This window comes from Gemmatimonas sp., from assembly GCF_046594945.1.
GTDB lineage: Bacteria > Gemmatimonadota > Gemmatimonadetes > Gemmatimonadales > Gemmatimonadaceae > Gemmatimonas.
The window spans coordinates 55,111-77,452 of record NZ_JBKJRB010000102.1; the positions used below are offsets into that span (position 1 = coordinate 55,111).

General features: G+C 65.0%; 23 protein-coding genes. 7 read left to right on the plus strand and 16 right to left on the minus strand.

Annotation, left to right across the window (positions count from 1 at the left end; all coding sequences use genetic code 11):
* Positions 1–14: 14 nt before the first annotated feature.
* Positions 15–890: a sugar phosphate isomerase/epimerase family protein gene (locus tag ACLL97_RS12515; RefSeq protein ID WP_411280805.1), complete on the plus strand. Its 876-nt coding sequence runs from the start codon at positions 15–17 to the stop codon at positions 888–890.
* A gap of 134 nt (positions 891–1,024) precedes the next feature.
* Here the strand turns inward: ACLL97_RS12515 and ACLL97_RS12520 are convergent, their stop codons facing one another.
* Genes ACLL97_RS12520 through ACLL97_RS12530 form a run of 3 tightly spaced genes read right to left on the minus strand, consistent with a single transcriptional unit; the run spans position 1,025 to position 3,417 of the window.
* Positions 1,025–2,614, minus strand: a complete 1,590-nt coding sequence (locus tag ACLL97_RS12520) for an SDR family NAD(P)-dependent oxidoreductase (protein WP_411280806.1) — start codon at positions 2,612–2,614, stop codon at positions 1,025–1,027.
* 19 nt (positions 2,615–2,633) lie between these two features.
* Positions 2,634–2,945, minus strand: coding sequence for a hypothetical protein (locus ACLL97_RS12525; protein ID WP_411280807.1), 312 nt, complete (start codon positions 2,943–2,945; stop codon positions 2,634–2,636).
* Positions 2,946–2,952: 7 nt separating this feature from the next.
* Positions 2,953–3,417 carry a hypothetical protein gene (locus ACLL97_RS12530; RefSeq protein ID WP_411280808.1) on the minus strand — a complete coding sequence of 155 codons (465 nt, stop codon included), beginning with the start codon at positions 3,415–3,417 and terminating at the stop codon, positions 2,953–2,955.
* 56 nt (positions 3,418–3,473) lie between these two features.
* Here ACLL97_RS12530 and ACLL97_RS12535 point away from each other — a divergent pair, with 56 nt between their 5' ends.
* Positions 3,474–4,334, plus strand: a complete 861-nt coding sequence (locus ACLL97_RS12535; protein WP_411280809.1) for an acyl-CoA thioesterase — start codon at positions 3,474–3,476, stop codon at positions 4,332–4,334.
* Here ACLL97_RS12535 and ACLL97_RS12540 read toward each other — a convergent pair.
* Positions 4,331–4,714 (minus strand): hypothetical protein, encoded by a 384-nt coding sequence (locus ACLL97_RS12540; protein ID WP_411280810.1) that lies wholly within the window; start codon positions 4,712–4,714, stop codon positions 4,331–4,333. The two genes, ACLL97_RS12535 and ACLL97_RS12540, sit on opposite strands and share 4 nt — an antisense overlap.
* Before the next feature lie 79 nt (positions 4,715–4,793).
* Between ACLL97_RS12540 and ACLL97_RS12545 the strand changes: the two genes are divergently transcribed.
* Positions 4,794–5,396, plus strand: a complete 603-nt coding sequence (locus ACLL97_RS12545; protein ID WP_411280811.1) for a YdeI/OmpD-associated family protein — start codon at positions 4,794–4,796, stop codon at positions 5,394–5,396.
* 26 nt (positions 5,397–5,422) lie between these two features.
* On the opposite strand, the gene ACLL97_RS12550 is transcribed toward ACLL97_RS12545, so the two are convergent.
* The 7 genes from ACLL97_RS12550 to ACLL97_RS12580 all read right to left on the minus strand — a co-directional run bounded on the left by ACLL97_RS12550 (position 5,423) and on the right by ACLL97_RS12580 (position 13,189).
* Positions 5,423–6,454, minus strand: a complete 1,032-nt coding sequence (locus ACLL97_RS12550) for an alpha/beta hydrolase (protein WP_411280812.1) — start codon at positions 6,452–6,454, stop codon at positions 5,423–5,425.
* Positions 6,451–7,827, minus strand: coding sequence for a TldD/PmbA family protein (locus ACLL97_RS12555; protein WP_411280813.1), 1,377 nt, complete (start codon positions 7,825–7,827; stop codon positions 6,451–6,453). Before ACLL97_RS12555 ends, ACLL97_RS12550 begins: the two co-directional genes overlap by 4 nt.
* The gene (locus ACLL97_RS12560; RefSeq protein ID WP_411280814.1) at positions 7,824–9,440 is read right to left on the minus strand and encodes a TldD/PmbA family protein; all 1,617 of its coding nucleotides are present in this window, start codon (positions 9,438–9,440) and stop codon (positions 7,824–7,826) included. Before ACLL97_RS12560 ends, ACLL97_RS12555 begins: the two co-directional genes overlap by 4 nt.
* 51 nt (positions 9,441–9,491) lie before the next feature.
* On the minus strand, positions 9,492–10,361 hold the full coding sequence (locus ACLL97_RS12565; protein ID WP_411280815.1) for a dienelactone hydrolase family protein: 870 nt from the start codon (positions 10,359–10,361) through the stop codon (positions 9,492–9,494).
* A 283-nt stretch (positions 10,362–10,644) separates the two neighbouring features.
* A complete protein-coding gene (locus ACLL97_RS12570) occupies positions 10,645–11,763 on the minus strand; it encodes a GNAT family N-acetyltransferase (protein ID WP_411280816.1) in 1,119 nt (372 codons plus the stop codon).
* A 35-nt stretch (positions 11,764–11,798) separates the two neighbouring features.
* Complete coding sequence (locus ACLL97_RS12575) at positions 11,799–12,791, minus strand: threonine/serine dehydratase (RefSeq protein ID WP_411280817.1); 993 nt, start codon at positions 12,789–12,791, stop codon at positions 11,799–11,801.
* Positions 12,792–12,865: 74 nt separating this feature from the next.
* On the minus strand, positions 12,866–13,189 hold the full coding sequence (locus tag ACLL97_RS12580) for a hypothetical protein (protein ID WP_411280818.1): 324 nt from the start codon (positions 13,187–13,189) through the stop codon (positions 12,866–12,868).
* Between the two features lie 59 nt (positions 13,190–13,248).
* On the opposite strand from ACLL97_RS12580, the gene ppk1 reads away from it, so the two are divergent.
* The gene (gene ppk1 / locus ACLL97_RS12585; RefSeq protein WP_411280819.1) at positions 13,249–15,273 is read left to right on the plus strand and encodes a polyphosphate kinase 1; all 2,025 of its coding nucleotides are present in this window, start codon (positions 13,249–13,251) and stop codon (positions 15,271–15,273) included.
* Between the two features lie 110 nt (positions 15,274–15,383).
* Positions 15,384–16,880 (plus strand): sensor histidine kinase, encoded by a 1,497-nt coding sequence (locus ACLL97_RS12590; protein ID WP_411280820.1) that lies wholly within the window; start codon positions 15,384–15,386, stop codon positions 16,878–16,880.
* 156 nt (positions 16,881–17,036) lie between these two features.
* Here the strand turns inward: ACLL97_RS12590 and ispE are convergent, their stop codons facing one another.
* Genes ispE through ACLL97_RS12610 form a run of 4 tightly spaced genes read right to left on the minus strand, consistent with a single transcriptional unit; the run spans position 17,037 to position 20,772 of the window.
* Positions 17,037–17,924, minus strand: coding sequence for a 4-(cytidine 5'-diphospho)-2-C-methyl-D-erythritol kinase (gene ispE / locus ACLL97_RS12595; RefSeq protein ID WP_411280821.1), 888 nt, complete (start codon positions 17,922–17,924; stop codon positions 17,037–17,039).
* Complete coding sequence (locus ACLL97_RS12600) at positions 17,921–18,940, minus strand: lysylphosphatidylglycerol synthase transmembrane domain-containing protein (RefSeq protein WP_411280822.1); 1,020 nt, start codon at positions 18,938–18,940, stop codon at positions 17,921–17,923. The genes ispE and ACLL97_RS12600 overlap by 4 nt, the downstream gene beginning before the upstream one ends.
* A gap of 22 nt (positions 18,941–18,962) precedes the next feature.
* Positions 18,963–19,988, minus strand: coding sequence for a hypothetical protein (locus ACLL97_RS12605; protein ID WP_411280823.1), 1,026 nt, complete (start codon positions 19,986–19,988; stop codon positions 18,963–18,965).
* 40 nt (positions 19,989–20,028) lie between these two features.
* On the minus strand, positions 20,029–20,772 hold the full coding sequence (locus tag ACLL97_RS12610; RefSeq protein WP_411280824.1) for a pyridoxine 5'-phosphate synthase: 744 nt from the start codon (positions 20,770–20,772) through the stop codon (positions 20,029–20,031).
* Positions 20,773–20,909: 137 nt separating this feature from the next.
* Here ACLL97_RS12610 and ACLL97_RS12615 point away from each other — a divergent pair, with 137 nt between their 5' ends.
* Positions 20,910–21,437: a hypothetical protein gene (locus tag ACLL97_RS12615; RefSeq protein ID WP_411280825.1), complete on the plus strand. Its 528-nt coding sequence runs from the start codon at positions 20,910–20,912 to the stop codon at positions 21,435–21,437.
* Positions 21,438–21,502: 65 nt separating this feature from the next.
* Here ACLL97_RS12615 and mce read toward each other — a convergent pair whose 3' ends face one another.
* Positions 21,503–21,913 (minus strand): methylmalonyl-CoA epimerase, encoded by a 411-nt coding sequence (gene mce / locus ACLL97_RS12620; RefSeq protein ID WP_411280826.1) that lies wholly within the window; start codon positions 21,911–21,913, stop codon positions 21,503–21,505.
* A 105-nt stretch (positions 21,914–22,018) separates the two neighbouring features.
* On the opposite strand from mce, the gene trxA reads away from it, so the two are divergent.
* Positions 22,019–22,342 (plus strand): thioredoxin, encoded by a 324-nt coding sequence (gene trxA / locus ACLL97_RS12625; RefSeq protein ID WP_411280858.1) that lies wholly within the window; start codon positions 22,019–22,021, stop codon positions 22,340–22,342.

Genomic DNA, 22,342 nt, shown 5'->3' on the forward strand with positions numbered 1-22,342 from the left:
GGTAACCTCAAGAGATGACGAACCCGATCCCCCGTCGCTCGTTTCTCGCCGCGCTAGGCACTGGTGCCCTCGGCGGTGGCGCGCTGCTGTCTTCCTGTGCCGCCGGGGCCAGTGCCCGTGTGCCGTCCGCCAGCCGTCTGGATCGCATTGGTCTCGAGCTGTACGCGGTGCGGAAGGCGATGAAGGAAAACCCGGAGAAGACGCTGGCCGCGATCCGCGCCATCGGCTACACCGATGTGGAGCTGCTGTGGAGCTTCAAGAATTTCGATCGCTCGCCAAGCCAAGTGAAGGCGACACTCAAGGCCGAGGGGCTCACCGCCACCTCGGCCCACATCGCCCCCGAAACGATCCTCAGTGAGTGGTCGGAGAGTCTGCGCACCGCGAAGCTGCTTGGACACCAGTACTTGGTGGTGCCCAGCCTTCCCAGTGAAACGAAGCGATCCATCAATGCATGGAAGATCTGGGCCGACCGGTTCAACGTGGCTGGCGAAGAGGCGCGCCGTGCCGGCATCTGGCTCGCGTTCCACAACGAGCCGGAACACCAGCGCAAGATCGAGGGCGAGTTTCCGCTTGAGCTGTTCCTCAAGCGCACCGAGCCCAAGTTCGTGCGCTTCCAGCTCGATGTCGGCAACATGTTGATGGGCGGCGGCGATCCCATGGACTACCTGAGTCGCTACAAGGACCGCATCGGGTCGTTCCACCTGAAGAACGTCGTGGCCGACCACACCAAAGACACGGAGCTCAGTACCGGCACGTTCGATCTGCGGGCGTTCCTTGCGGCTGTGCCAGACTTGGCCAAGAAGCCGTGTTTTGTGGAGCAGGAAGGCGCCGCCGATGAGCTGGCGAGTGCCAAGGCGAACTTCGAGTATCTGCGCGGGCTTTCCTTGTAAACAGCAACAACAAAAGCCACTGCGTTCGCGAGCTTCGCGCGACCCAGTTTGTTTTTGTTTCTGTTGTTTCTTCTGCTGGTCCTCCGAGCCGCGCGACCCTCGCCTTGATGCGGTCCACGGCGAGCCCGGTTTGGCTACCAGTCCGTGGGCGCGTAGTCCTTGAGGAACTTGCCCCACACGTGTTCGCCGGTGTTGATGCCGTCGATGATCGGATCGACGATGCGCGCCGCACCGTCCACGATGTCGAGCGGCGGATGGAAGCGATGCTCGGCCACCTTCTTCTCCGCGATGTGCACCGGATCCTCGTCCGTCACCCATCCGGTATCGACCGCGTTCATGTGGATGCCGTCGTGTTCGTAGTCGGCGGCCGAGGTGCGCGTCATCATGTTGAGCGCGGCCTTGGCCATGTTCGTATGCGGGTGCCGCGTTGTCTTGAATTTGCGATAGAACTGTCCTTCCACCGCCGACACGTTCACGATGTGCTTGTCACGTTCCGGCGTGCGCAACATGAGCGGCTTGAGTCGCGCATTGAGCAGGAACGGCGCGATCGCGTTCACCAGCTGCACCTCCAGCAGTTCCACGCTCGGCACTTCATGCATCAGCAACCGCCACGAATTGCGGTCACGCAAGTCGACCTGTTGCATGTCCTGATCGAGCTTGCCCTCGGGGAAGAGGTGCTCGCGATCGGTGTGCTCTTCGGGCAACAGCGCGACCTGCGACAGCTCGGCGGCGTGCGTGATACCTGCCACCTCGGCCAAGGCCCGCGGCAACGTTTTCGGCGTGAGCATCTCACCGTCTTCCGCATCGGTGGAGCCGGGCAGCATGTGATAGCCACGCACGCCTTCATACGCGCCGAGCAGCTTTCGCACCTGCTCGGGCATGCTGCTGAGCGCGGCCGTCTCGCCCTCCATCATGTGCCTGTAAAAGTCGGGCGGACGACGCACCGTCTGACAGGCATTGTTCACGATGAAGTCGAGGCGGTTGTGCGTTTCCATCAGGTGATGACAGAACGCTTCGACGCTCGGCGTGTGGCGAAGGTCGAGCCCGAAGATCTCGAGACGATGCGCCCACTGATCGAAGTCGGGCTCGGCGGCGTAGCGCGCTGCGGAGTCACGCGGGAAGCGCGTGGTCACGATGAGATGCGCGCCCGCGCGGAGCAGCTTGATACCGGCCTGATAGCCGATCTTCACGCGGCCGCCGGTGAGGAGCGCCGTGCGTCCGGTGAGGTCGGCCAACTCGCCGCGCTTGCGGTAGTTGAACTCGGCGCACGGGGGGCAGAGCTGATCGTAGAAGTGGTGCAGCACGGTGAAGTTGCGCTTGCACACGTAGCAGTGCTGCGCCTCCAGCGCTTCGCGGAAGTCGGGCTCGATCTCGACCGTGGTCTGCTCGTCCGTCGCCGGCAGCAGATAGTTGGGCGTGGTGAACACCGTCTGACGACGCAGGCGGCGAATGCCGGTTTCCTGCAACTGCGACTCCGCTTCGTGCACGCGCATCGTCTTTTCGACCCGCTTCTTGCGCTTGGTCGCCTTCACCATCTGGCGGCGCAGGATCGCATCAGGGCGCGAGACCTCGCCGGCCGCCTTAAGCAGGCGGGTGCGAGCGTCCTCGGACAGCACGAGCAGCTCGGCCCGGTTAACGGCGAACTGTTCGAGCAGCTCGGTCGCAGCGAAAACACGCTCGGACAGGCTCAGACTGGCGTTCAGGGAGTCAGGACTTTGGGACATAACCCTGAAAGCTAATCGATCATTCGTCGTGAAAGGCCGATCCGGGGTGAGTGGGCAGCCGCCAATAGTACCAGTGAGATACCCGGTCCCACCCCTCGGCCTCTTCATTTTCGACCCCCCAGACGCACGCCCCAGAGGGAAACGTCGCCTCCTGGAACCGCGCGTCGAGGGCCGCGAGGCGCTCCACGGCGGCGTGGGGCAGGGGGGCATCATCGAGCGCTCGACGGACGTCCAAATCGTTCAGGAAGTCCTCGTAGGTGAGCGCGTAGCCGTGCTCCACGTCGTCCACCGTACGGGCCCATTGCTCCAGGAGCTGGTCGGCGCTGATCATTGGCGGTTCAGGATCGGGGGGTGCGACGGGCCTGACGGCGGAAATAGGCTTCCCCGTCATTGGGTTTGAAGAAGGTGCGTATCGTGCCGTCGGCGTCGGCCGCCAAGAACGCCCCGCTGCCCCGGTCGAAGCGGGAGATGACGCCGTCAGATGACCGAACGACTTCGACGATGTCTCCGCTCACGGGTGCATCACGCAATCGTTGCGCCAACTGCAGATATTGCTCCGGCGAGACCGTCCCAAACTCCCGTCCGTGCTTCTCGAAGTGCTCTACCAGCCGCGCGTTGGAGCGGAAGCCCACGCGTCGGGTTGGCGACGTTTCCGGCGGGGGCGCGGTAGGTTCTCCGGACGGAGCGGACGTGGGCGTGGGCGTGGGCGTGGGCGGTGGCGACACGCCCTTGGTGCGGGCGAACATCCAGGCGGCAATCACACTGACCAGCGCCAACAGGAAGGAGCGAAGCGCACGATTCATGCGCCCATGCTATCGCCGCGTCGCTCCGGCCACAACTCGGGCGCATATTTCACCGCATGAGCGTCGTCAAAGAACTACTGTCGTTACTCGAGCTCGAGAAGCTCGAGGTCAATATCTATCGCGGGCATAACCGCGATCTCGGCACCGGCCGCGTGTTCGGTGGACAGGTGTTCGCGCAGGCACTGGTGGCCGCCCGTCGCACCGTGGACGAGCCGCGCGAGGCGCACTCGGTGCATGGCTACTTCCTGCGCGCCGGCGACCTCAACGCCCCGATCGTCTTCTTCGTGGACCGTCCTCGTGATGGCGGCAGCTTCACCAGCCGCCGGGTGACCGCCATACAGCATGGCGAGGCCATCTTTCATCTGTCGGCCTCCTTTCACGTACACATCGACGGCCTCGAACATCAGAGTGTGATGCCCGACGTGCCGCCGCCGGAAGACTTAATGCCGGAGCTCGATCAGATCCGTGAGCGTGCCGAAGTGCTGCCGCCCGAGCTGCGCACGGTGCTCACGCAGGATCGTCCAATCGACTTCCGCTCGTTTACGTCCCATGTGCCGGGTACGGACGAGTCGCGCGGTTCGAAGCGCTTCATGTGGTTCCGTGTGATCGACACGCTGCCCGACGATCCGATCACGCATCAGGCGATTCTCGCGTACGCCTCCGATTACGGATTCTTGCCCACGGCGCTGCTGCCGCACCAAGTGTCGTATCGCGATCCGCGGCTTCAGTTGGCGTCACTCGACCATACGATTTGGATGCACCGGCCGTTCCGCTGTGACGAATGGTTGTTGTACAGCATGAACAGTACTGCGGCCGCAGGGGCGCGCGGCTTTGTGCGTGGCGAGATTTTCACCCAAGACGGAACGTTGGTGGCGTCGGTGGCGCAGGAAGGGCTGATCAGGCTCCGCGATGCTTAAGCCGCTCGATCTCGGTGCGCACCTGCTGATTTTCGCGTTCCAGTGAGGCGATCTCGCGGTCGGCGCGCGTAATCGCCAGTGGTTGCACACCGGAGGTGGTGCGGTCGTCGGTAACTATAGACGCCGCTAAACAAGCTGGTCTTGCACGACGCGCTGGGTGACGCGCCGTCGCGGTCGGTGTACTCCACTTCGTAGATGCGATCGCCTTTCTCGCCGAACCATCCTCGGCCGAACGGTTGCCACGTGATGTCGTTCACGGCGCCGCCGCGCTCGGCCACGTACTGTTGAATACGGTCGCGGTCCCAGCGGTCGGCGAGCAGCCGGAAGCCGACAGCAAAGAGCGCGATCACGAAGATGATGCCGATGCTGCTGCTGTCCATTCGCTAACGCTCCGCGCGCTGCCCAGTATTGTCCTCTGCGTTGTACCCGTCCTGTCCTGTCTAATTCGGAGCACGCCGTATGGGAACGCGCGACCCCCGCATCGATGCCTACATCGCGAAATCGGCGTTGTTTGCCCAGCCGATTCTCGAGCACCTTCGTGCGGTCGTGCATGAGGCGTGCCCCCACGCCGAGGAAACCATCAAGTGGGGTTTCCCGCACTTCGACTACCACGGTATGATGTGCAGTACGGCGTCGTTCAAAGCGCATTGTGCGCTCACCTTCTGGCTCGGCCGGCAAGTGCTTGGCGAGGAGATGAGCGACGAGGCGATGGGACAGTTCGGTCGGATCACGCGCGTCACGGACTTGCCGAACAAGACCATGCTGACGACGTACATCAAGAAAGCGATGGCGCTGAATGATGCCGACGTGAAGCGGTCACGACCGGCAGCCAGGAGGGCGACGACCGCAAAGCCAATCGTGGTTCCGCCTGAACTGGCTGCGGCACTCGCCGGCGAAGAAGGGGCCAAGGCGGTGTTCGACGCCCTTAGCCCGTCGCATCGCCGCGAGTACGGCGAATGGATCTCCGAGGCGAAGCGCGACGAGACGAAGACGAAACGAGTCGCGCAGGCGATCGACATGCTCGCCCAAGGCAGGGCGCGGAACTGGAAGTACGGCGCGTAGGTACGTTGCGCGTCCTGTGGCGCTGTCTACGGCCTGACGAACGCCACGATGCGATCGCGAACGGCCCGCGTCTGACTCGGCGATACAATGCGCCCCGCGATCACGTGGCCGTCTTCGCCCTTGGTTGGAATGACGAGCATTCGCTGCGATTTCACCATGCCTTCGGCGTCCAGCGCATCGAGCCAATGTGTCGTGCGCTCGGCGTCCACCACCTGATCGTTTCGATTGTAGAGGGCGAGCGTTGGTGTGTCATAACCGGTGAGTGGCAGCGCGCGCACATACTCCACCAGCGCCTGCATCGGAAAGAGAGCGCTTGACGGATAACTCATCGTCCAGAAGCGCTTTTGTTCTTCATTGGCCGCCGTCCACGTGCGACGAGGAATGAACCTCGGCAGCACGACGCTAGCCCACGGCAACGTGAGCAGCCCAGCCATGCGATCCTTCGGGCCGAAGTTGGGCGAGATAAGCACCAACGCGCGTAGGTCTTCGCGTGCCGCCTTGGGCACTGTCGCAAGCAGCACACCGAGTGTGCCCCCCGTGCTGGTGCCGATGACGAGTACCGAATCACCAAGCCGTCGGCCGACGTCGAGTGCGAACGCGGCGTCGTTCATCCAGTTGCTCGCCTGCACGTTGGCGAGTGAGTCACCCGGTAGACCGTGTCCGCGAAGTCGCGTTTCGTAGAGATTGGCGCCAAGCGCTTCTGCTACTTCTGCACTCAGCGGGGCGGTTTCCTGCCGCGTCGCGGAGAAGCCGTGCAGATACACGACGCTCCAGGGCGTGCGTTTGGGCGACATGCTGTCGGCGAACACCACGTGCTTCGCCACGTCTGGGTCGGTAACGCCGGCTGCCCGTTCCTGTTGGGCAAACCACGCTGGAAAGTTGGCGAGGGAGTCAGGAAGGGCAGAGGCCACGACGTGCACCGCTGGTGGATACGTGGCGGGCTCGTTCCACTCCACGCTTGGGCGAGGACCCGCGCGATAGAGTGACCAGAATACGATCAGCAGCATCACGTATCGCACTGACAGCCGAATACGGCGCGCCTCGCGCGGCTGAATCATACGGCGTCCGACGAACTCGAGAAGTTGAAGTCGCGCACCTTGATGGGCGGCATCGCCACGCCGGGACCACCTTCACCGCCGGCTGTGCGTACCGCCGCGCCCACGCCCTCGAGGTTGTTCAGCATGAACAGCGGGGAATCGTTGAAGCGAAAGTTCTTGATAGAGCGCGCGATCTTGCCGTTCTCGATCAGGAAGGTGCCATCGCGCGTGAGGCCGGTGTACATGAGCGTGCGCGCGTCGAGCGGACGCAGATACCACAGGCGCGTCACGAGCACACCACGCGTGGTGCTGGCGATCATCGATTCGATCGTGTCACTACCGCTGGCCATGCGTAGCGATTGGGCACCGCCGGTGGCCGTCCTGCTCTGCTTGTTGGCCCAGAATCGGTTGTACGCCAGCTGATTCAGCACGCCGTTCTGCACCCACGTCTGCTTGCCCGTGGGCATGCCTTCACCATCGAACGGTGAGCCAAGAATGAGCGGGTCGCCGGGATCGGAGATCAGTGACACGCGTTCATCCACGATCTTCTCGCCGAGGCGCGTGCCACCACCGGCCTTCGAGAAGGCGGAGCGTCCTTCGTCGGCTGAGCGTGCCTGAAAGGCGCCGCCCATGAGACTCACGAGATTGGCCGTCGCTTCGGGTTCGAAGATCACCGTGTATCGACCGGGTTCGATGCCCACCGGATTACGCGAGCGACGCGCCTTGTCGATGGCGCGCGTCGCGACAGACTGGAAGTCGATCGCGCTCCAGTCGGTACTCTCGCTACCGACCCAGCCGGAGCCGGTGCCGTCGGTGGTGCGCGCCGTGAGCGTGTAGTTCGCGCTCGTGCCGCGGTGATAGGCGAACAGCCCGGCGCTGTTGCCGATCGCGCTGGCGCTCGCGTTGCAGATGATGAACCCGGCCACGGTGAGATCCCGGGCCGCGCGTGCCGGCGCGAGTGCGGTCATGGCCGCCTTGGCGCGATCCTCGGCCGACAGATCGGCGGTGCGATCGAACCACGCATTCACCGGCGCATACATCTGTGGCGGTAGTTCACCGAGATACTCGGGGTCTTCCGGTGCCAAGCGCGCGAGCGCTTCCGACTGCTCGACCGCGCGCCGCAGTCCTTCGTCGCTGCGGTCGTTCGTGACCACACTGGCTTTGCGCTTTCCGAACACGCTTTGAATGCGGATCGTGCTGTTGGTGGTAACGCCCGATGTAGACATCTGATTGTCGGCAAAGCGCAGATTGGTTTCACGCGAACTGTTCACCGACACGCGCACGGCGTCGGCCTTGGACAGCTTCACCGCGCGTTCGACGATCGCCTGCGCTTGGTCACGCGAGAGCACTCCGATGGCGGCCATGGCTTTGGTGTCGCTCATGGACTCGCTCATACCGTGCGTCCCGTGTTGATGATGGTCGCGTTTTTGAAGCGCGTGGGCGGGCAGCCGTGGCTCACCGCGTTGGACTGCCCGGGCTGGCCCTTGCCGTCGTTGAACGTGCCGCCGAACTCGTAGCTGCTCTTGCCGCCGAGCATGTCGAGGGTGTTCCAGAAGTCCGGCGTGCGCATTTGATAGGCGGCGTCCTTCACCTGGCCCACGATCTTGCCCTTGCGCACTTCGTAGCAGAGCTGCGCGCCGAACTGCGCATTGTAGCGCTGCTGATCAATGGAGTACGACGCGCGACCGATCATCGCGATGCCCTTGTCGGTGGCGGCGATGAGATCACCCCAGCTCAGATCTTTTGCGCCCGGCTGCAGCGAGACGTTCGGCATGCGCTGGAACTGCACGTCGGCCCAGCTCTGCGCGTACGAGCATCCGTGCGAGCGCACCGGCTTGCCGTTTTTGGCATACCACGACGCCAGCCATGGCGCCTGTTCACGCGTGGTCTGATAGTCGTTGAGAATGCCGTCCTTCACAATGTGGAAGGTGTCGGGCTGTACGCCGTCGTCGTCGTAGCCGATGGTGGCCAGTGCGCCGATTTCATCGCGATTGCCCACCAGATTCATCATGGGGGGCCCGAGCTTGAGCGAACCAAGCACTTTCTCCGGCGGCGCCATGAAGCTGGTGCCGGCGTAGTTGGCCTCGTAGCCCATCGCGCGATCGAGTTCGGTGGGATGCGCGAGCGATTCGTGGATGGTGAGGAACAGCTGCGACGGATGCAGAATGAGGTCGTAGCGCCCCGGCTCCACCGGCTTGGCGGTGAGCTTCTCGGCCGCTTCTTCGCCCCACTTGGTGGCGTTCTTCACGATGTCTGCTTCAAGCACATACTCCCAGCCTCGTCCGGCGGGCTGCACGACTTCGGGACCGCGCACGGCGGTGTTCGAGCGATCAGGCGCCACGGCGGTGCAGCTCATGGTGACCCAGCTGCGCACGTAATCTTGCGTGATCACCGAGCCGTCGGTGTTCGCGTAGTTGCGCTCTTCCTTCACGAACGAGAGGCCGGAGTTCACGAAGCGTACGTTGGGCACCTTCAGTGCTTCGGCATTGGCACGCAGGAGCAGGTCGGCCTTGGTTTCCACCGGTACGGTGAACGGGTCGATCTGATAGGAACTGCGCCAGGTCGCGTTCGGATGCGCCGGTGACGGCGCCAACTCCACGCGACGATCGCGCGCGATGCGATTCGCCTTGGCGATAGCGACGGCCTCTCGTGCGGCGGTGCCGACGCCTTCTTTGGTGAGTTCCTGGGTGGCGCAGAACCCCCAGCAACCGTCCACCAGCACGCGCACCCCGCAACCCATCGTGTCGGTGTCGACGACGTCGGTGACCTGTCGCTCGCGCGTCTGGATGCTGTTGTTGCGATTGCGCGAGATGCGCACGTCGGCCCATGAGGCGCCGTAGCGTTTGGCGGCGTTGAGCGCCTCCATCATGAGTTCGCGGGTGGCGGCGTCGGTGTAGAGCGCGGGGAGCGAGTGGAACCCGGGCAGGGCACGCAGCGCAGTCGGGCCGATCGCCAGCGCGCCAAGTGCGGCGCCGCCGGTGACGAGGAAATCGCGACGAGTAGTCATGTCACGAATGTATCGCCACCGACGGATCAGGTCACGCGTGGGTCCTACGAGTTACTTCAGGTTCGCCTTGAAGAAGCTGACGGTCTTGGCAAACGCGTCTTCGGCGGCCGTCCTGTCGTAGGCCTGACCGGTGGGATTGGCGAAGGCATGATTCGCATTGGCATACACGTTGATCGTGACGGAACCGCCGAGCTTGGTGATGGCCGCTTCCATGGCACGCACGCTGTCGAGCGGAATGCCGGTGTCCTTGCCGCCGAACAGTCCCAGCACGGGCGCCTTGAGGCGCGCGAGTTGCGCCGGATCGGTGATCGGCGCGCCGTAGTACATCACCACGGCGTCGAGTTTACTGCCGCCCACGAGACCGGTGCGCAGTGACCAGTGTCCACCATAGCAGTAGCCCACCGAACCAATCGATTTGGCGCCCGCCTTCTTCAGATACGAGATGGCAGCACCGAGGTTCTTCTCACCACCGGCGATGTCCGCCATGCCCGCCTGATACAGCTTCATCGCGGCATCGGGCGTGGTGGCGACCGACCCGAACAGATCGACCGCGAGCACCGTGTAGCCTTCGCCCGCGTAGCGCTTGGCCATGGCCTGAATGCCGTCGTTCAAGCCCCACCACTCGTGCACCATGATGATCGCCTTTCCCGTCTTGGCGCCGACGGCCGGCTTGGCGAGGAAGCCCTTGATGGCCTTGCCGTTGATGGTGGCGTAGGTCACCGTCCTCCCGACGACCTCGACACGCGGTGCGATGTGGGCGCCCGCGGACGCGGTCGGGGTCTCGTTCAGGTGCTCGCGATGCATCGCGGCGGCATAGTCGGGCTGGGCGGCCTTCGTGCTCTGGGCGCCCGCGGCGGCGGTGACGGCAAGGAGGAGCGCAGCGCCGGCGGCGAGGCGCGTCACGTGTGTGGTAGCGATCATGGGTGGGGCTGTTTGATGGAGAGACGAGAGTGGTACGGACGGGCAATCACTGCCTCAATATTGAAACACTGGAGCACGTCGCTTCGTTTCCGACATCGGGGCGGATTGGTCTTCGACCATCGACGACGCCTGAAGCTCAGTAGACAGCTGGAACACGGAGTCGACGGAGTGCACGGAACAGCACTGATACGCAAGCGGCGCTTTTTCTTTTGACGGTGCTGATCTGTGCAATCTGCTGTTTCTGTGTTCCAGCCGTTGCTTTTGTCGTTGCGATCGGCGCGGCCTACCCAATCGCCTTCGTCATCGGGATCACCGGCAGCGTCGTGCCGTCGGGCATCGGATACTCCACGCGCGCGTCTGGCACGAAGCCCAGGGCCCGGTACAGCGGTTCGCCCGGGAGCGTTGACATCAGCGAGAGTGTTGTGAAGCCGGCGCGTTGGGCGGCGGCGCTGCAGATGCCTAAGAGGCGTTTGGCGTAACCCCGACGGGCGTGATCGGGGTGCACGTAGAAGGCGCGGATGCGCGCTGGTGAGCTGGCCGGATGAAGGCGCCCTTCGTCACGGTGGTGGAACTGATCGCCGCCGAACAACGTCTGGTGATCGCTCCATCCACCAGCGGCCACGAGGTCGCCATGCTGTGCGAGCACGAAATAGCTGCGGTCGTGAATGAGACTGGAGTCCACCCCGAACACATACGCCAGCGACGACGCAATCTGCGCGTCGGTGTAATATCCGGCGGCCAGGCGGCGCACCGACAGGTCGATCAGCGCGGTGAGTGGCGGCACGTCGGCATAGCGTGCCACGCGGCAGTGCGGAGCAGCGGCCATCGCTTCCACGGCGCGCCAGCCGTCGGGCCACGCGCCGTAGCCCGCGTGGGCGTTGATGTGGCCGGCCTTGCCCACGTCCCAGACACGGCTGCCCCACGCCGCCGCATAGCGCTCCGCCTGCTCGTACGTCACATACTCGTCGTTGCGGCTGGCCACCACCGTGCTGGGGAACGGCAGCGCAGTGAGCGGAACCGGGGCGAAGCCCGTGGGGCCGCTGGGAAAGGCGGCCGCCAATGGATCACTGGGCGCGACCAGCAGCGCACCACGCACGCGCATGATGTGTTCGAGCGACGCCCCGCGCGCCCAATGCGCGACCATGGCACAGGCGGTGCTGTGCGCGACCAGCACCACATCGTGTACGCTCTCCTGCATCACGTGCGTGAGCCGTGCGACCCAGTCGGCGCACCGCGGCTCGGCCCACTCCTGTTGCACGACGCGCTCAACGAACAGCGGAGATTCTGCCGACGACTGGGCCTGCCAGCGCGACTGCCAGTGCTCGGGTCCGGAGTCGTACAGGCCGGGCAGTAGCAACACCGTCGCCGGTCGGTCGGGCCCTGCTCCCAAAGCCTCTCGCATGCCGGAAGGAATCACGAAATCACGATCGTAAGCGGTCACGCCGCGCCGATCGCCCTCGCGAGAATCGCAGGATCGATATTGCCGCCGGTCACCACCACCATGGTGGTGCGGTCCCGCGTCTCGACTTTACCGGCCAACAGCGCGGCCAGCGCCGCCGCGCCGCCCGGCTCCACCACCAGCTTGAGTTCGCGCACCGCGAACGCGATGGCCGCCAGCACCTCGTCGTCGGTCACGGTGAGACCGGCCCCGACGCGCGGCTGGTTGATGGAGAAGGTGAACTCCCCCGGCATCTCGGTTACGATCGCATCGCAGATCGAACGCTTCCCCGGCGCGTTCGCCACACGATGCCCTAGCGCGAGGGAGCGCGCCATGTCGTCGAACTCGGACGGCTCGCAGGGATGCACCACCGTGGTCGGCGACACGCTTTCCGCCGCCAGCGCGCAACCCGCCGTCAGTCCACCACCGCCGCAGCACACCAAGAGCGTGTCGGGCGTGTATCCCATCGCCGATGCTTGCAGGAGTGCTTCGAGCGCCAGGGTGCCTTGCCCGGCCACGACGTGCGGATCTTCGAAGGGCGGGACGATCGTGAGCCGGTGCTCCTGCGCAATGGCGCTGCCGATGGCCACGCGGTCTTCGGTGTACCGATCATACAGCACGACCTCGCCGCCGAAAGCGCGGGTCCGCTCGATCTTGAGCGCAGGGGCGTCTGTCGGCATGATGATCACCGAACGCATGCCCAGCAGCGACGCACTATACGCCACAGCCTGCGCGTGATTCCCCGACGAGTACGCGACGACGCCGCGCGCGCGTTCGTCGTCCGAGAGCTGCAGCAGGCGATTGAGGGCGCCGCGCAACTTGAACGAGCCGGTGTGCTGGAGTACTTCGGCCTTGAGTAACACGCGGCCGCCGACGCGCGCGTCGAGGGCGGGAGATGTCAGCAGCGGCGTGATCTGCGCATGCGGTGCAATGCGGGCGGCGGCCGCGCGGATATCGTCGATCGTCGGAACGGCGGGGAGTGTTGTGGACATCCTGAATAATCCACCACGGAGGGTCGTGCCGAAAGCCGTGCGTGGCTTACGGCCTTCTCCCTACTCCTCACGCCCTACTTCCCGCGACGGCGACGCTCGCTGCCGCACGTGATGGCCCGTTCGAAGCGCGTGCGGGGGCGCAACACGTATCCATCGGCCAGCCCGGAGTCGATGGCCGTGCGGGCGTCCAAGTACTGCGCCGGGCACGGCTTCCAGAGGGCGTCATCCATCGCCGTGGCCACTGGAGAGGGAATACCGGTGAACACCCAAAGAAGGCCGATAAACCCGATTGCCAGCGCGAGGATCGCGATGAGTCGTCCGATCCGCCGGATGCGACGCGGCGCCGGATCACCTGGACGCGGCTCGAACTGCATGGGATGGTCGGATCGGTCGGGCATGCTGCAATATGGGTGTGCGGACTGTAGCTTCGCTGATATCATCCGGTTGTAGGTCGCGAATGCCCACCATTTTATCCGACGACGTGGAGATCGACCTCGAACTGAGTCTCCTGGCCTTTCAGAGTCGGGTTCTCGCGTTGGCCGAAGATCACGCCGTGCCATTGTTGGAGCGGCTGCGCTTTCTGGGCATCGTGACCAGCAACATCGACGAGCTGTACATGGTGCGCATGGCCGAGCTGCGCCGCGCGGCGGTCGATGAAGCTGGGCAGGCCACCGAGCGGTTGTTGGCGGTGGAGCGTGGCATCGATGCGCTCATCGTGCGGCAGTCACGTTGCGCGACGGAGTGCCTGCGCGAGGCGGCGCGCGTGGGCGTGCGGCTGCTCTCGTGGCGCGAGCTGACCGTCGATGAGCAGCATCTGTTGCGTGTGCAGTATCTCGAAGACATTCAACCGGATCTGCGACCGCTGGCGATCACGCTCAGTCCTGGGCATCCACTGCCGCATCTGCCGCATCTCGGACTCTTTCTCGCGGTGCTGTTCCGCCGGGCTGAGGGTGAGCGACTGCATCTGGCCGAGCATGATCTGCCGGTCGACATGCCGCGCCTGCTGGCAGTGCCGGATCGCGTGGGTGCGGTGATCGCAATCGAGGAAGTGTTGCGGGCGAACGCGCACCTGCTTCATCCCGGCACGATCGTCGACAGCGCGTATCTGTTCCGGGTGACACGCGGCGGCGACCTGCCCATCATGGACGACGAAACGGGCAGCGTGCTCGGCGCCGTGGCGTTGGCCACTGAACGACGGGTGCACAATCCAGCGGTGCGCGTGGAGGTGGAGCGCAGCATGCCCGACGCGGTCGGCGCGCTGATCCTCGACACGTTGCGACGTGAGGCGATCGGTCGCGATATGGAGCTCACGGTGGAGTCGGTGCAGCACGTGGACGGGTTGCTCGACCTGCGCTGTCTGCAGTCGCTGCCGCTGCCCGATGACCATGCCCTTGAATTTCCGCCAATGACGGCCCGGTTGCCCGTCGGTGAGCGTTCGATCTTTGCCCTGCTGCGTGATGGCGACCTACTGTTGCATCATCCGTTCGATGCCTTCGACGACAGTGTGGTGCGCTTCTTTCAACAGGCCGCCGCCGATCCCGCTGTCACGTCGATCAAAGCGACGCTCTATCGGGTGGGGAACCCGTCGCCCATAGTGGACGCACTGGTACAGGCGGCCAGCTCCGGAAAGCGAGTGGCGGTGATAGTCGAACTCAAAGCGCGCTTCGACGAAGTGCACAACGTGCAATGGTCGCGTGCGCTCGAGGCGGCGGGCGTTGATGTGACGTACGGCATTGCGGGTCTCAAGGTGCACGCGAAGGTCGCCATGGTCACGCGACTGGAGGGCGACACCACCGTGCGCTATGTCCACGTGGGCACGGGCAACTACAATCCGCGATCCGGTCGACAGTATACCGACCTCAGTCTGTTCTCCGCGCGGACAGATCTCGCCGATGCAATGGACGTGCTGTTCGCCGGACTTACCGAGCGCCACGCGCCACCGACGGCGCTGCCGCACGGCGCGCTGGTGGCTCCGCAACAGCTGCTGACCGGATTACTGGAGCGCATCGAACGCGAGATTCAGCACGCGAAGGCCGGCGCGCCCGCGCGGATCACCATCAAGATCAACGGACTCGGAGACCGCGAGATGGTTCACGCCTTCGAACGGGCCTCGCAGGCGGGCGTGGAGGTGGACTTGATCGTGCGCGGCATCTGTATCCTGCGACCGGGCGTTCCCGGCGTCTCCGACCGCATCCGCGTGATCTCCGTCGTGGGACGCTTGCTCGAACATTCGCGCATTTACCGCTTCGAGAACGGCGGAGAGCCGGAATATCTTCTGGGGTCATCCGACCTCCGCTCGCGCAATCTGCGCCGGCGCGTTGAGGTGCTGGTGCCGGTGCCCGGCGCGTCATGCCATGCCCGGCTCGATGCAATTCTGGAGGCGTATCTGCGCGACGGCACCGCCTGGGAATTGCAGGCCGACGGCGAGTACCGTCAAACCCGTGATCGCGGCACTCCGCCAGCGCAGGTGGCGCTGGCCTGATGCTGAGTGGTGCGCTACGTTGACGAGCGGAGACGAAGCCTCGTGAGGATTACTTTGCCAGTGATGCCCCGCTCAGGCAGCCGTTCATCACTCTGTATTCCGGAGTTTCGTTGGCGTTGCTGAGCGGGTTTGATTCGCTGCCGTCGTTCGATCAGATCAATCTGGGCTCGACGCTGCTGCAGAGCGCCGTGATCATCGGATTTGCTGTCGCGCAACAGGGCGTGGCGCGGCACTTTGACCGGCCGGGCATGCGGGCCATCGCCGGCTACTGGGCGCTCCTCGCTCTTGCCGTATTCCTGAGCATTTTTTCCTCGTGGAGCGGCGCGGTCTGGAACGAGCGCACGCTGTCGCGCGCGATCACGGCGTTGTCGGTCTCCGCGATGGCCGCCGGCATACCGTTCGTGCAGCGGGCCATTACGTCGTTGCTGCGGCCGGCGGCGCCGAGCCAGAACATTGCGTCCAAGGCGCTGCAGTGGGGCGTCGCCGTGCTGCTGTTCTACGCGGTCGGGGTGTTCGGATCGGCGACGCTCTTCCCCGAGTTCCGGGTGCTCACGGTGAGCTGGAGTCGTGTGACACAGCTGATCGTGCTGTCGATACCGGCCGTGATGGCGTGGCGGGCGTGGCGTAATGCGCGCGAGCATCACGCTGCCTTGCAGCTGTTATTTATCGGTCTGACGTCACTTGCCGCACGCCAGTTGTTCGCGGTGCTGCTCGGACTCCGCGTGGGCATGCCCGACCTTCCACTGTCGGGCGTGATCGTGATCGTCACGCTCGACGTGTTGTTCGTCTCTGCGGCCGGCGTGTTCGCGCTGCTCGCCAGTACGGCCGAGGAAGTCGTGCTGATGGAACGACAGGCGGCCGAGCTGGCGCGGGTGCAGCAGCGGCTCGCCCAGGGCGAACGCATGGAGAGTCTGGGACGCATGGCGGCGGCGGTCGCGCATGACATGAACAACGTGTTGCAGGTGCTCGGCTTGACCTTGGAATCGCTGCGCGAGCGTTTGCCGCGTGATGCGCGCGGCGACGTGCGCGGCGATGCGCACGGCGAAGTGGGCGCCGCGATGCAGCATGGGCGTTCACTGACGGCGCAGCTGCTCACGTTCGCGCGGGCGCGCCCCACGGCACTGGTGCACTTTGATCCGGCGGCCCGATTGCATTCACTGGACGCGCTCCTGCGCGTGATGGCGGGCGCGTCCATCGAACTGCAACTGTCGGCGTCGGCACGCGGCGCGTCATTGCTCATGGACCCGGCGCAGTTCGAGCAGATCGTGATCAACCTCGTGGCCAACGCGCGTGATGCGAGCGACGCCGGCGGGCGCATTGCCGTGTCGCTCGATCTCGTGTCGCTGCCGCAAGCCGGACGCCCCCGAAACTCGCTCGCGCCCGGTGAGTACATACGGCTGATCGTGGCCGACACCGGCATGGGCATCCCGTCCGAGATTCGTGATTCGATCTTCGAGCCGTTCTTCACGACCAAGTCGGTTGGGCAGGGCACCGGGCTCGGTCTCGCCACCGTGCACGGCATTGCGAAAGAGGTTGCCGGCGATGTCCTTCTTGAGTCAACTGTTGGGCGCGGGTCGACGTTTGAGGTGTATCTCCCCGCCGCGTGAATGCCACGGCGCTCGACGTGGCAGTCGATTATTGGCGCAATGTTTGTCCTGCGTCGCCTTCCTGAGTCTGTCGCCCAATGAAGCCAGCAACTCCGCTGGCTCGTTACGCGCGCGGCGAGTGCAACCGAACGTCCGGTTCGCGTCGCGATGTTCTGATTATCGCGTGGACGTCCAGAGCACGGCGGCCGACCCGTCGGTCTGCAGGCCCATCGCGCCCTCCGACAGCAACAAAAAGCAGGTCGCGCCGCTTCCGCTCATCATACCGATCGCCGGTGAGCCGCTGGCGCGCCTCTCGGCCGCGATCGCGCGAAAGCCCGGCAGGATGGCGGCAACGCCGGCGTGCATTGCGCTGACCACCGGTTCGAAGTCGTTCATCGCGAGTGCGGCAATGGCGTCCCAACTCGCGAACGCCGACGCCGGGTAGGCGAAGGCCGGCGCAGTCTCGCCGTTGGCCTCGCGTGCCTGCGCGAACGCGCCGTAGGCGGCGCCGGTGTTCACGCCTTCGGCGAAGGTGGCCAACCACACGACCGCCCGCGGGAGTGCGGGCAGCGTCAGCAGGCGGTCGCCGCGTCCCCACGCCCACGCCAGCGAGTGGCCGCTTACGAGAAAGGGTACGTCGGCGCCAAGCGTACCGGCGAGGGCGAGCAGTTGCTTGGCGCCGAGCGGCGTGGGACTCATTGCTTCGAGGGCGCGCAATACGGCGGCCGCGTCGGCACTGCCGCCACCGAGTCCGCCGCCCACCGGAATATGCTTCTCGATGTGGATGTCCCAGCCGGTCTGCCAGCCACTGGCAGCGGTGTACGCGACCGCCGCCCGCCAGGCCAGATTCTGCTCGACCGCTCCGAGGCCGCCAGCGGGTATCGTGGGGCCGGCGCAGGTGAGTGCCGGCGTCATCGTGCCCACACGTACCTGCACGAGGTCGTGCAGGTCGAGCAGTTGAAAGAGCGTTTCGATGCCGTGATAGCCACTGGCTTCACGCGCCAGAAGTTTGAGCACCAGGTTGATTTTCGCGTAGGCGCATTCGGTGCGCGATTCGCCGATCACGAACGCGCGACCTCGGTGCGCTTGCCGCTTAACGTGCCCACACTGAGCCCGAGGCGCGCGAAGTACACGGCGCCGATAATCGTGATGGGGATGAAGCTGAGCAGGTGATACGCGAGCGCCCAGCTGACCGCCAGCTTGTCGTTCACGCCGTAGACCGCCAGACCCAGCACCGAGGACAGCTCGAAGACGCCGAAAAAGCCGGGCGAACTGGGGACGGCCACGGCCAGTGCCACGACGCCTTGCAGGAAAAACGCCGCGCTGATCGGGATATCCATGCCGACGGCTACAAACCCGATGTACATGGCGAGTGCATTGACCACCCAGTGGGCGATCGCCCACCCGAGCACGGCCAGAAAGCGACGGCCATCGCGGAGCACTGCCAGCCCGCCCATCGCGTTCTCGACGAAGCCTACGATCGCGTCTGCAAAGCGTGGCAACACGCGATGCGCGAACCATCGCACGATCGACAGAACACGCGGGGCTTGCATCACCATGGCGTAGCAGACGACGAGCAGCACGAGCATCGCCGCCACACCGAACTGGGCAAGTTGCGGAACCGTGCGACCGGCGAGCGTGACCCCAGATGGGAACCGCGGATCGAGCATGGCCGCGAACATCATCGCGAAGATGACGATCGCATCGAAGATCCGATCGACGGCGAGGGAACCGAGCGCCGTCGTGACGGGCAAGCGGGGCACTTCGCGCGTGAGCGAAAAGGCGCGGGCGAACTCGCCGGCGCGGAACGGGAAGACGTTGTTCATCATCATCCCGATCGCCGTGCTCCGCCACAGCGGGCCGAACGCAATGCGCCCGGCGACCGGTTCGAGAATCGTGCGCCAGCGTCGCGCGCGTAGCGGAAAGATGCAGGTGCCGACGATCGGGCTGAGCGCAAACAGGAGCACGTTGGACGTGCGCAACACCGACCAGACGTCACCAAGGTTGACACCCTTGAGTGACCACCAGAGCAGGACCGCGCTGAACGCGAACCCCAGTCCGCTTTTCCAGTCCACCTTCACCGCGTTCGCCGCCGCACAGACGTCACGTGGTCACCGCGAGATCCAGCAAATCCGACAGCTCTTCGAACAGGGAGTGCGCCGCGGGCTCGGCGAGCGTGCCGCGCTGCCAATGCGTCTTGAGTTCGTCGCGCACTTTTCGCGCGCGCGTGATGGCCGAATGGCCACGATAGAGCAGCGACTCGATGGGAATCACGGCGGGGGCGACCGCTGGTTCCGCAGCGAGCGTGCCAGCCCAACTGATACTGGCCTGCTTCACCTGCTGCGCCAGCTGCTGATCGGTGATCTCGCGATCCATCAGCAGGCGTGCCACACTTTGTACACCCTGGCGCTCATGCGCCGATGCCAGCGGCGCGCGCGCCATGCGGGTGGCGAGATTCGCGATGCTCGCGGCACCATAGCTCTCGGCCACATCGGCCAATCCCAACAGCGAGCGGCGCACCCCGTCGGCCAGCGCGAGCTGCGACGGACCCGCACTGCTGGTGGCCAACGCCACGGCTTCGCGCGCCACGCCATCCGCCGCCGCGGCGATATCGGTGCGGAAGCGCTGCGCCAACGTGATCGGCGGCTCCGCGTTGCGCTGCAGAATCGCGGGCATGCCGTCGTCAGGAAAGAAGCGTGCGATCGGCACGACCTGCGTGGCGGGCGACGCGGCCGGCGTGTCGGTGGCCAGATAGCCGGCTGCGACGGCCGCCAGGGCGACTGACTGCGTTCGACTGCGACGTTGTTCAGCGTCGGTCCACACGCCCGCCCGCTCCACGAGCGCGCGCAGTTCCACCAGCGCGCCGCGCACCGCGAAGTGCAGACGCTGATCCCATCGCAGCTCGTTGTCGCGCAATCCCGTCGCGATCCGTTCGATCGTCGAGGCGAGATCCGGCAGTCCTTCCAGTCGCGTCATCGTCGCGCTGCCGCGGAGTGCTCGTGCGTTTGTGAGAAACGCCGCGGCGTCCGGCGTCTGCTCCTCCGCGTCGGCCATCATCTGGTCGAGGCGGCCGAGATACTCCATCGCTTCCTTCTGGAAGAACTCGATGAGGGCGTGCGGTGCACTCATGCGCGGCGGCTCGGGCGAAGAAGGTGAATCCAGTGATGACTCAAAAACGGTCGGCCTCACGCGCGTCGTCCATCGCTTGACGAATTTCGCGTACGGCTTCCGCCAGTCCGACAAAGATGGCGCGTCCGACGATCGCGTGCCCGATGTTCAATTCTTCGATCTCCGGAATTGCGGCGACCGGTCCGACGTTTTGCACCGACAAGCCGTGACCAGCGTGCACGGCCATCCCCAACGACGATGCCAGCGCGGCCGACTCGGCCAGCGCCCGCAACGTGCGCGGATCTCCCGGCGCGTGCGCGTACTGACCGGTGTGCAACTCGACGGCATCGGTGCCCAGTGCGTGCGCCGCGCGAACGGCCTCGGCCGCAGGATCGATGAACAGACTGGTGCGCACCCCCACGCGTTTCAGACGGGCGATCGACTCCCGCAGCTGGGGCGCTGAGCGGACCAGGTCGAGGCCACCCTCGGTGGTCACTTCTTCGCGGCGCTCGGGCACGAGCGTGACCGCGACCGGGCGGAGGGCCTCGGCCAAGGCTAACATCTCGTCGGTGGCGGCGCACTCCAGATTCAGGGCCGTGGTGACGGTGGCGGCGAGCCGATGGATATCCGCGTCCTGAATGTGTCGCCGGTCTTCCCGGAGGTGGGCCGTAATCCCGTCAGCCCCGGCCCGCTCGCACAGCACGGCCGCGGCCACCGGATCCGGCTCGGCGCTGCGACGCGCCTGCCGGACCGTGGCGACGTGATCGATGTTCACATAGAGGCGCTGGTAGCGAAGCGACGTCACTGGGGTATCCGGTAGAAGAACGTGTGGGGTACCTTTCTCCCCGACGAACGGACGGGACCGTCTTTCGTGCCTGTGGACCACAGGCCCGCCGGATGCCGATCCGTCAAGATGGTCAACACCGTGGGTAGGAGGCCTGCGTGCAGCGTACTGTGCAGCGTAAGATGATGCGGAATCGTGTGCTCCTGTACTCTGCTCTGCTGATTGCGGCGGCGACCGGGCTGAGTGCCTGTACCCGCACTATCCAGAGCACCGAAACGTCGATTCCGGGCGCGGCGGCACCGTCGGTGCGCGGCGAGGCGCCGGACGCCGTTGGCGCGGCGACCGGAAAGGTCGCGGTGGAAGGATTTCTGAGGGCTGTCAAGGCGCAGGATCTCCAGACCATGAGTGCGATCTGGGGCACCGTTAAAGGTGCCGCACGTGATCAGATGAAGCGCGAAGATCTCGAGAAGCGCCTGATCATCATGCAGTGCACACTGACGCACGATAGATGGGTCTTCCTCGAGGATCGCCCCCGGCTGCAGACGGGCGGCCGTCAGGAGTTCCAGATCGAGCTCACACAGGGGCCGCGTAGCGCTAAAACCTCTATCGTGACGGTCAGCGGTCCCGGTGGCCGCTGGTTCGTGGAGGACATCAATCTCCTCCCTTTAAAGGAGTTCTGCCGCTGAGTGCGCGGCCGGCACCTTTGGCGTCGACGGGTAGCGTACTGGACTAGTGATGCTGGACACCCAGACTAGTATTCAGATAGTTCGACGAGTACCCCGCCGGTGGCGTTCGGATGGAGAAACGCGATGCGTTTGCCCTCCGCTCCCACGCGTGGTGTTTCGTCGATAAGTCGGAGGCCGGCGTCACGGCAGCGCTGTAAGGTGCCGTCGAGGTCGTCCACCGCGAAACACACGTGGTGAATACCGGGACCCCGTTTGGCGACGTATTTGCCAATGGGAGAGTCGTCGGCCTTCGCCTCGAGGAGCTCCACCAGCGATTCGCCGGCCGCCAGTCCCGCTATGGTGGCGCCGTCGGCATCGTCTAGTGGGACCTCGGGCATGCCGAGGACATCACGGTAGAAGGGAAGCAGCTCGTCGAGGGCACGCACGGCGATCCCGATGTGGGCGATGCGCGTACCGCGGCGTACGGAGTCGGTCATGGTCGGTGGAGTCGATGCGGGCGTGAACGAATTCCGAATTCTAATCCTGCAGACGGGCGCGAGAGCAACCGGTAGACGCCGGAAGCCGCGCCAACGGAGCACATGATGGCGAACGCAGTTGAAGTGAAGGATGACAACTTTGCGACCGAGATCGAGCAGTATGAAGGGCTCGCGGTCGTGGATTTCTGGGCCACGTGGTGCGCGCCGTGCCGCATGATCGCGCCCATCGTGGAAGCGCTAGCGACGGAGTACGCAGGCAAGGCGAAGGTCGCCAAGCTCGACGTCGACAATAATCAGCGGACCGCCGCCCGCTTCAACGTGCGCTCGATTCCGACAATCCTGTTCTTCAAGGATGGCAAGCTGGTTGATCAAGTGGTCGGCGCGGTCCCGCGCCCGGCGCTCGAAGCGAAGTTCAAGGAGCACGCCTGA